The sequence below is a fragment of the Amycolatopsis sp. NPDC049252 genome (assembly GCF_043197175.1).
Lineage (GTDB): Bacteria > Actinomycetota > Actinomycetes > Mycobacteriales > Pseudonocardiaceae > Amycolatopsis.
In genome coordinates this window covers 1-8,090 of sequence record NZ_JBICSQ010000051.1, presented here as the reverse complement: position 1 = coordinate 8,090, position 8,090 = coordinate 1, and the positions used below count along the sequence as shown (strand labels likewise).

At 69.1% G+C, this 8,090-nt stretch carries 8 protein-coding genes; 3 read left to right on the top strand and 5 right to left on the bottom strand.

The window, feature by feature from the left end; translation table 11 throughout:
* Window positions 1–1,127: 1,127 nt before the first annotated feature.
* Window positions 1,128–1,805 (top strand): LuxR C-terminal-related transcriptional regulator, encoded by a 678-nt coding sequence (locus tag ACGFMK_RS34440; protein ID WP_392772276.1) that lies wholly within the window; start codon window positions 1,128–1,130, stop codon window positions 1,803–1,805.
* Window positions 1,806–1,818: 13 nt separating this feature from the next.
* Here ACGFMK_RS34440 and gap read toward each other — a convergent pair whose 3' ends face one another.
* Window positions 1,819–2,823: a type I glyceraldehyde-3-phosphate dehydrogenase gene (gap, locus tag ACGFMK_RS34435; protein ID WP_392772274.1), complete on the bottom strand. Its 1,005-nt coding sequence runs from the start codon at window positions 2,821–2,823 to the stop codon at window positions 1,819–1,821.
* Between the two features lie 96 nt (window positions 2,824–2,919).
* On the opposite strand from gap, the gene ACGFMK_RS34430 reads away from it, so the two are divergent.
* Complete coding sequence (locus tag ACGFMK_RS34430; RefSeq protein WP_392772271.1) at window positions 2,920–3,501, top strand: CGNR zinc finger domain-containing protein; 582 nt, start codon at window positions 2,920–2,922, stop codon at window positions 3,499–3,501.
* Here the strand turns inward: ACGFMK_RS34430 and ACGFMK_RS34425 are convergent.
* Genes ACGFMK_RS34425 through leuC form a run of 4 tightly spaced genes read right to left on the bottom strand, consistent with a single transcriptional unit; the run spans window position 3,454 to window position 6,503 of the window.
* The gene (locus ACGFMK_RS34425; RefSeq protein ID WP_392772268.1) at window positions 3,454–3,840 is read right to left on the bottom strand and encodes a cupin domain-containing protein; all 387 of its coding nucleotides are present in this window, start codon (window positions 3,838–3,840) and stop codon (window positions 3,454–3,456) included. The genes ACGFMK_RS34430 and ACGFMK_RS34425 overlap by 48 nt on opposite strands.
* Window positions 3,841–3,856: 16 nt before the next feature.
* Entirely contained in the window at window positions 3,857–4,429 is a 573-nt protein-coding gene (locus ACGFMK_RS34420; protein ID WP_392772265.1) for a cysteine hydrolase family protein, read from the bottom strand.
* Window positions 4,426–5,055: a 3-isopropylmalate dehydratase small subunit gene (leuD, locus tag ACGFMK_RS34415; RefSeq protein ID WP_392772262.1), complete on the bottom strand. Its 630-nt coding sequence runs from the start codon at window positions 5,053–5,055 to the stop codon at window positions 4,426–4,428. The genes ACGFMK_RS34420 and leuD overlap by 4 nt, the downstream gene beginning before the upstream one ends.
* Window positions 5,056–5,084: 29 nt before the next feature.
* On the bottom strand, window positions 5,085–6,503 hold the full coding sequence (gene leuC, locus ACGFMK_RS34410) for a 3-isopropylmalate dehydratase large subunit (protein ID WP_392772259.1): 1,419 nt from the start codon (window positions 6,501–6,503) through the stop codon (window positions 5,085–5,087).
* Between the two features lie 170 nt (window positions 6,504–6,673).
* Between leuC and ACGFMK_RS34405 the strand changes: the two genes are divergently transcribed.
* Window positions 6,674–7,951, top strand: coding sequence for an MFS transporter (locus tag ACGFMK_RS34405; protein ID WP_392772257.1), 1,278 nt, complete (start codon window positions 6,674–6,676; stop codon window positions 7,949–7,951).
* Window positions 7,952–8,090: the final 139 nt, after the last annotated feature.

Sequence of the window (8,090 nt, the reverse complement as noted above, 5' to 3'; positions counted from 1 at the left end):
GCCCATTCGACGATTTCGCATACTCGCACCGGAACTCACCACAAGTGAGTACATCAGCGGGAACGAACGAGTCGTCAACAGCCATCCCAACTCCCGGAATCAACCCATCGCAAGCACCACCCGGCCAACGGCACCGGAAAACCACCTCGCACATCCCGAATCGCGCGAGGTGCTCACATGAGCGCCATTTCTGCCATATCCCGCGGACGCACCGTGCATCGTCGCACCAGGCAACTCCACTGACGGACACGAAGATCGTACCCACAAGCCCCGCGAAACCGCCAGCGTCGGCACGCCAAAAATCGCCCTACTGCCACACAACAGCACATCGAAGTCGAACGGACCAAACAGAGAGCACCAAAGGGCAAACCTCGGCGCCCGGTGTTTGGGCGGCGGACCGCGGTCGTGCAATCCGCGAGCCGATTCGAGTAGCGACCACCGGCCATCGACGATTCGCCTGAGTCCGCGCCGCTCATCATTTGATCCGTCGGCAAACGTGCGGTTTTCTGCCGCATACGTTCGGCGCAGCCCATGCGCGAACACCTCGGTGCAGCTCTCGCACATTGCCCGGCGCGAATTCCCGGGCCGGCTCGCCCGCAGCGTGAATACTCATTGCCGAACCGCCCATCACGGTCAGCGAACAAACCTGCGGGAATGACCGGCACACGCATTCGACCGCCGAACACGGAGATACACTTCGGCACTTATGTCCGATTCGCGCGATTGCCCGGTTTCACTGAGCGCGCAATCGGCCGGACGTCAACGGCCGACCATCCTCGACTGCCCTATGGTGCTCTCTGTTCGGTTCGTTTGACTTCGATGTGCTGTTGTGTGGCGGTAGCGTGATTTAGGGCGAGTAGGCGCTGGCGGTTCCACCGAGTAGATGGGTACGATCTTGGCGTTCGTCAGTGGAGTTGCCCCGTGCGACGGCGCACGGGGCGTCCGCGGGTTGTGGGGGATACCGGCGCTCATTTGAACCATGGGTAACCATTGTTTCACCCCGGTTACGTTCGTTGTCGGCGAGTGCCGCCGAACGCTTCAACCAGGACCTGTCGCAGGCTTGATATCACACGTCGTGCAGAAGTGGACTGAGGGTAACAATGTCTGTTGCATCCGAAGGTTTGCCCATGGAAGCCGGACGCAGCTCAGTCGTCAAAGTGGCGCTGGTGGACCATGATCCGATTTCCCGGCATGTTCTCGGGTCGGCACTCGACTGGGAAGGCGTCACCCAGCTGGTCCGGGTGACCGAGAATCCCGAGGCCATTTGGCAGCACGCGTCCGACGACGTCGACGTGGTCGTCTTCTGCACCACGCTCGACGATTCTGCACTCGGTCACGTGCGGGTGTGCGCGGACCGCGGCCTGCGCGTGCTGCTCGTGGGAACCGGCTGGACCAAGGAGCTCGTGGACGCGGCGCTGGCGGCGGGCGTCTGGGGGTGCGTGGTGAAGAGCATCAAGATCGATGCCGTCACTTCGGCCGCGGTCGCGGTCGGAACGGGGCACCTGATCCTGTCCCCGGAGCTGGACCACTTCTACCGATTGAGAGCGCCTGGCCTGGTCGGGGCCGTGACGACCGCCCGGCCGGGTTCGGCGCTACCTCCGCAACGGCTCGTCGAGACGCTCACGGAGCGCGAGCTCGAGGTCCTGACGTTGCTCGCGAAAGGCAACAACACCGCCGAGGTGTCCGCCGTGCTGAACATTTCGCGGGCAACGGTCAAGAGCCACGTCTCGCATTCACTGACCAAGCTCGGCGCACGCAACCGAGTCGAGGCCGTCCTCATGATCCGCGCCGCGAATCACCTTTGAGCAGAAGCGATCGTCAGCCGGCGATGAACAGCGCGGTGTCGACCAGCCGGTTGCAGAAGCCCGTTTCGTTGTCGTACCAGCCGGCGACCTTGACCGTGCGGCCGCCGACGACCTTGGTCAGCCCGGCGTCGAAGACGCAGGAAGCCTTTCTGCCGACGATGTCCGCCGACACCAGCGGTTCCTCGGTGTAGTCCAGGACGCCGGCCAGGGGCCCCTCGGCCGCCGCGGCGGCGAAGGCCGCGTTGACCTCGTCGACCGTGGTGTCCCGTCCCACCAGGACGGTCAGGTCGGTGAGCGACCCCACCGGCACCGGAACGCGCATCGAGTACCCGTCGAGCCGCCCGCTGAGTTCCGGCAGGACCAGGCCGATGGCCTTGGCGGCACCGGTCGTGGTCGGCACCAGGTTCACCGCGGCCGCCCGCGCCCGCCGCAGGTCCTTGTGGGGGGCGTCCTGCAGGTTCTGGTCCTGGGTGTAGGCGTGGATCGTGGTCATGAGCCCGTGCTCGACGCCGGCCAGCTCGTGCAGCACCTTCGCCAGCGGCGCCAGGCAGTTCGTGGTGCAGGAAGCGTTGGACACCACGGTGTGCGCGGACGGCTCGTACGCCTCGTGGTTCACGCCGAAGGCCAGGGTCAGGTCCTCGTTCTTGGCGGGCGCGGAGATGATCACCTTGCGGGCGCCCGCCTGCACGTGTGCGCGCGCCTGGTTCGCGTCCGTGAAGCGCCCGGTCGACTCGATGACCAGATCGACGGACAGCTCGTCCCAAGGCAGCTGCGCGGGGTCGCGCTGGGCCAGCACGGCGATCTTGTGCCCGTCCACCGCGATGGCCTCGGAGTCCGCGGTCACTTCGTTCGGCAGCTTGCCCAGTACGGAGTCGTAGCGGAGCAGGTGCGCCAGCGTCGCGGCGTCGGTGAGGTCATTGACGGCCACCACTTCGATCTCGGCCTCGCGGGACAGGACCGCCCGGAGGAACCCGCGACCGATCCGGCCGAACCCGTTGATGCCGACACGCAGTGTCATTGCCACGAACTCCCTCGCAGATCACGCCTAGTAACTGTATATTGAGGTTACCCTAGAGTTGGGTGGGTAACCTGTCAAGGAGGTTAAATCTCTGCTATGGAGTTCTCGTTCATCAGTGGACACGTCGCGCTCGACTTCGTCGGCACGATCGGGCGGTGGCGTACCGAGCCGGTCGACCTGCTCCCCGCTCCCGGCGATCTGGCCAGGTGGTGCGTGGAGGCGGCCTTGGTCGATGATCCGCCGGCCGTGACGGACGAGGACCTGGAGAACACCCACGAGCTCCGGGCGGCGATCTACCGGCTGGTCAAAGCCGGCACCGAAGGTGATCCCGGGGAAGCGCAGGACCGGCGGACGCTCAACCTCGCGGCGGCCCTGCCTCCGGTGCGCCTGCGGCTGAGCGACGACGGTGCCGCCAAGCGCAGTGCCGACATCGACGCTTCGCTGTCCAGCATCGCCCGCGCCACCATCGAGCTGCTGACGGGGCCGGACCGGGAGAACATGCGGGAGTGCGGCCAGTCGGAGTGCACGCGTCTGTACGTCGATCACTCGGCTCGCCGCTCGCGCCGGTGGTGTGACATGCGCACGTGCGGCAACCGGGCGAAGGCCCAGTCCTTCCGCGACCGCCACCGCTCAGTCGGTGCCCTGGACGGGACGCACGGGCTGCTCCCAGACGACTAGGCCGACGCAGCCGTGGGGACTGCGCGGCGCGTGGACGCTGTTCGGGCCCATGACCAGCAGGCTGTTGGGCCCGTAGACGCCGTCGTCGGTCTCCAGTTCGCCGCTCAGCACGTAGATGAGCTCGTAGCCGGGGTGCACGTGGGCAGGCGCGGTCGCCCCCGGCAGGTAGCGCATGATCGCCGCGGCGGGCCCGTCGGGCCCGGTCTCGTCGGTCGAGTACAGCCGGTGCATCTCGGCGCCCACGCGGCCGTCGCGCACGACCGGCACGAAGGACAGCTCGGTCTCCTCGAACGAGGACCCGGGAACTCCGGCGAACAGCTTGAACGGGATGTCGGACACGGCTTCTCCTTGATGGTCAGCGGGACAGGGCTTCGTCGACGGTCGTGATGGTCGCGGTACGGGCGATCAGGCGCATCGCGGCCTCGTGGGTCCAGGCGTCGCCGGACGCGGTGGCGTCGGCCAGGACCTCAACCCGGTACCCGAGGTCGTGGGCCTGGCGTGCGGTCGAGAGGACGACGAGGTCGGTGGTGACGCCCGTCAGCAGCACCGTGTCGACCTGGTGCTCGCGCAGCAGCAGGTCCAGGTTCGTGCCCAGGAAGGGATCGACCCGGCCCTTGGCGACGACCGGCTCTTCCGGCGCGGGTTTGACCAGGTCGTGCGGCCGGGTGCCCCACGTCCCCAGCACCAGCGCGCCACGCCGGGGCACTTCGGTGAACAGCGTCGAAGACCGGGGCCAGTCGGCGTAGCCGGGCGAGAAGCCCACCACGACGTGGACGACGAGAACCCCGGTCCGGCGCGCGGCGGCCACCGCCTGCGCGGCCTTGTCCAGGACGCCGCGCTCGCGCACCTGATCGAGGCACACCTCCGGGTACAACCCGTCGGGGTGCGTGATCTCGTTGATGAGGTCGAGCATCAGCAGGGCTCTCATGGAGCGGCCTCCAAGGGGTCGGGGTGCGGGCGGCCGGCGGCGAAGGTGCGGGGCAGCTGAGGACGGCGAGCCCGCTCGAAGCGGGCGATGCGGTCGTCGTGGCGGAGCGTCTCGGTGACCAGGTCGGCTCCGCGCAGCAGCCTTTCCCTGGCGGCCGGATCGATTTCGAAGGGCAGCGTGCGGCCGGAATGGCGCACCTGACAGGTGCGCAGATCGACGGTGACCTCCAGCCAGGGGTCGGCGTCGACGAGGTCCCAGAGCGTCTCGATCTCCGAGGTGGGCAAGGTGACCGCCGGCAGGCCCCTGGTCAGTGCGTTGCCGTGGAAGATGTCGCCGAAGCGCGGGGCCAGCACCACCCGGAACCCCGCCGACTGGAGGGCCCACACGGCCGACTCGCGTGAGGACCCGGTACCGAAGTTCGTACCCGCCACCAGGATCGTCGCGCCCTGGTGTTCGGGCTGGTTGAGCACGAACGAGGGGTCGTCGCGCCAGTCGGCGAACAGGATGTTGGTGTACCCGCCCCTGGCGTAGTAGGGCACGAACCGGGCGGGGGAGATCTGGTCGGTGTCGATGTCGCTGCGGCGCAGCGGCATGACCGTGCCGGTGTGGTGGCTGAACCGGTGCATGTGTCCTCTGATCGCTGGGGCCGGCGGGCTTACAGGTCGGCCGGTGCGGTGAGCCTGCCGGTGACCGCGGTGGCCGCGGCGACCGACGGCGAGACGATGTGCGTGCGCGAGCCCTTGCCTTGCCGCCCTTCGAAGTTGCGGTTGCTCGTGGAGGCCGCGCGCTGGCCGGGACGCAACCGGTCGTCGTTGAGCCCGCAGCACATCGAACAGCCCGCCAGGGGCCGGAAGTCGGCGCCCGCTTCGGCGAAGACCCGGTCCAGGCCCTCCGCGACGGCCTGCTCGCGCACCTGGGCCGACCCGGGTACGACCATCAGGTGAACACCGTCGGCGACCTTGCGGCCGGCGAGCACGGCCGCGGCGGTCCGGAGGTCCTCGATCCGGCCGTTGGTGCACGAGCCGAGGAACACGGAGTCGACCTCGATGTCGCGCAACGCCGTGCCGGGCCGCAGTCCCATGTAGTCCAGCGCCCGCCGGGCCGCCGGCTGCCCCTCCCCCTCGAACTCGCCGGGGTCCGGGACCCGCCCGGACAGCGGCAGGCTCTGCCCGGGGTTGGTGCCCCAGGAGACGAACGGGGTCAGGCGGCTCGCGTCGATGACGATCTCGGCGTCGAAGACCGCGTCCTCGTCGGTGCGGAACGCGAGCCAGCGCCCGGCTTCCGCGGCGAAGTCCGCCGGCATCCCCGGCCGTTCCCGGAGGTAGCGCACCGTCGTGTCGTCCGGGCCCACCAGGCCCGCCTTCGAGCCTGCCTCCACCGACATGTTGCACAGGGTCATCCGGGCTTCCATGGACATCGCGGACACCGCTTCCCCGCGGTACTCCACGACGTGGCCCTGCGCGCCGCCGGTGCCGATGCGCGCGATCAGCGCCATGACCAGGTCCTTGGCCTCCACCCCGTCGGGTAGGAAGCCGTGCACCGTGACGGCCATGTCGGCCAGCCGCCGCGCGGGCACCGTCTGGGTGGCCAGCACGTGCTCGACCTGTGCGGTGCCGATGCCGAAGGCCAGTGCGCCGAACGCGCCGAGCGTCGTCGTGTGCGAGTCGCAGCACACGACGACCATGCCGGGCCGGACCAGGCCCTGTTCGGGGGCGACGACGTGGACGATGCCCTGATCGGCGCCGCCGAGGCGGCGCAGCGGGATGCCGAACTCGGCGCAGTTGCGGCGCAGGAGCTCGAGCTGGCGCCGGCCCGACGGCCCGTGGACGGCTTCCGCGGGCGACCGCGTCGGGGTGTTGTGGTCTTCCACGGCGAGGGTGAGGTCCGGCCTGCGGACCGTGCGCCCGGCCGCGCGAAGATCGTCGAACGCGAACTGCGTGTTGACCTCGTGCAGCAGGTGCAAGTCCACGTAGAGCAGGTCGTCCGGCTGTCCCCCGTGGCCGGCGGCTTCCGAGCGCACGACGTGCTCGTCCCACACCTTCCGCGCGAGGGTTCGTCCTGGCATCGCTCTCATGCCGCCAGCTTCGGCCGGTCGCCCTTCCGTCCACAACGGCCAAGGGCGGAGGCGAGGTCGTCCACCGGATTACCGCACAGCTCCACCTGGTGGAGCACCGCTTGAGCGGCTTGTCACCGGATGCTAGGTTGGCGATAACCACACTAACCAGTTACCGATAGGAGCAGCCGGTGTCTGTTCGTGCGACCACCGGACAAGAGCGCGCCGAGCTGCGCCGGTTCGGGCCCAACCATCGATGGACGGTGCTGGGCATCGGCGTCGCCGCTCAGGCCAGCTTCTCCGCCGCCATCTCCGGCCTGCCGGTCACCGGCACGTCGATGCGGGCCGACTACCTGCTGACGACGGCCACGCTCGGTCTGGTCATCGGTGCGATCTACCTCGGTATCGCCGTCTCCGAAATCGCCTGGGGCATCTGGACGGATCGCTTCGGCGAGCGCAAGGTGCTGCTGGTCGGCCTGCTCTCCACCGCGGCCGTGCTCGCCCTGATGGCGATCGGCGTGGTGCCTTCCGCGGGCGACACGCCGCCCACCTGGCTGCTGGTGGCGGGGATGTTCCTGGTCGGCGTGCTGGGGGGCAGCATCAACGGCTCGTCCGGACGCGCGGTCATGGCGTGGTTCCAAGAGGGACAACGCGGTCTGGCGATGAGCATCCGGCAGACGGCCATGCCCGCGGGCGGGGCGATCGGCATCGCCCTGCTTCCCGGCCTGGCCGCCGCCTACGGCTTCCGCGTCGTCTACCTGATCCTCGCCGGGCTCTGCTTCGTCACGGCCGTGGCCACCTTCGTCTGGTTGCACGAACCCGGGAAGACCGCGAGTTCGGGCGGACCGGCGGAGATCGCCTCGGCGCGTTCCCCGCTCGCGCGCTGGGACATCTGGCGGCTCGCTCTGGCCAGCGCCCTGCTCACGATGCCGCAGTTCGGCATTCTGACCTTCAGCGCGGTGTTCTTGCACGACGCCAAGGGTGCGGGTGTGCTGACCACCGTGCTGACCTTGATCGTGGTGCAGGTCGGCGGCGGCGCGGCGCGCATCTTGAGCGGGCGTTACACCGACAAGCGGGGCAACCGCCGTCGGGTCATCAAGCAGTTCGGCGGCGCGGCCGCGGTGATGCTGCTGCTGGCGGCGGTCCTCGTCGACGCCCCGACGGTTCTGGTCGCCGCCGTGCTCGCCGTCGGCGGCATCTTCGCCAACGCCTGGCACGGCGTCGCGTACACCGAGATCGCGTCGATGGCCGGGCACGCCAAGGCCGGCACGGCGCTGGGGCTCGAGAACACGACGGTGTTCTCGATGGGTTTCATCACCCCGCTGCTGATTCCGCTGGTGCTCGGCTGGTCCGGTTCCTGGATGCTGGTGTGGCTGCTGATCGGCGTCGCTTCGGCATTGGCCGTCCCGCTGGCGCCGGCCGTGCTCAAAGCCGCCCGGACCCCGACGCAGGCCGGCGGTTCCGCATAACGCGGAATTCTTCTCGCTGACATCGACGGGGGGGGGGGGGCCCCCGGGGTTCGCTGGGGGGGCCCCCCCCGCCCGGGGTTGGGCCCCCCCAACCCCCCCCCGGGCGACCGCCCCCCCAAACGGAGGCGGCCCCACACCA

Bases quoted from the DNA above. Each gene is read 5' to 3' on its own strand.
- ACGFMK_RS34430 (WP_392772271.1), top strand. From the start codon at position 2,920: ATGGAGTTCTCGTTCATCAGTGGACACGTCGCGCTCGACTTCGTCGGC.
- leuC (WP_392772259.1), bottom strand. From the start codon at position 6,503: ATGAGAGCGATGCCAGGACGAACCCTCGCGCGGAAGGTGTGGGACGAG.
- ACGFMK_RS34440 (WP_392772276.1), top strand. From the start codon at position 1,128: ATGGAAGCCGGACGCAGCTCAGTCGTCAAAGTGGCGCTGGTGGACCAT.
- gap (WP_392772274.1), bottom strand. From the start codon at position 2,823: ATGACACTGCGTGTCGGCATCAACGGGTTCGGCCGGATCGGTCGCGGG.
- ACGFMK_RS34420 (WP_392772265.1), bottom strand. From the start codon at position 4,429: ATGAGAGCCCTGCTGATGCTCGACCTCATCAACGAGATCACGCACCCC.
- leuD (WP_392772262.1), bottom strand. From the start codon at position 5,055: ATGCACCGGTTCAGCCACCACACCGGCACGGTCATGCCGCTGCGCCGC.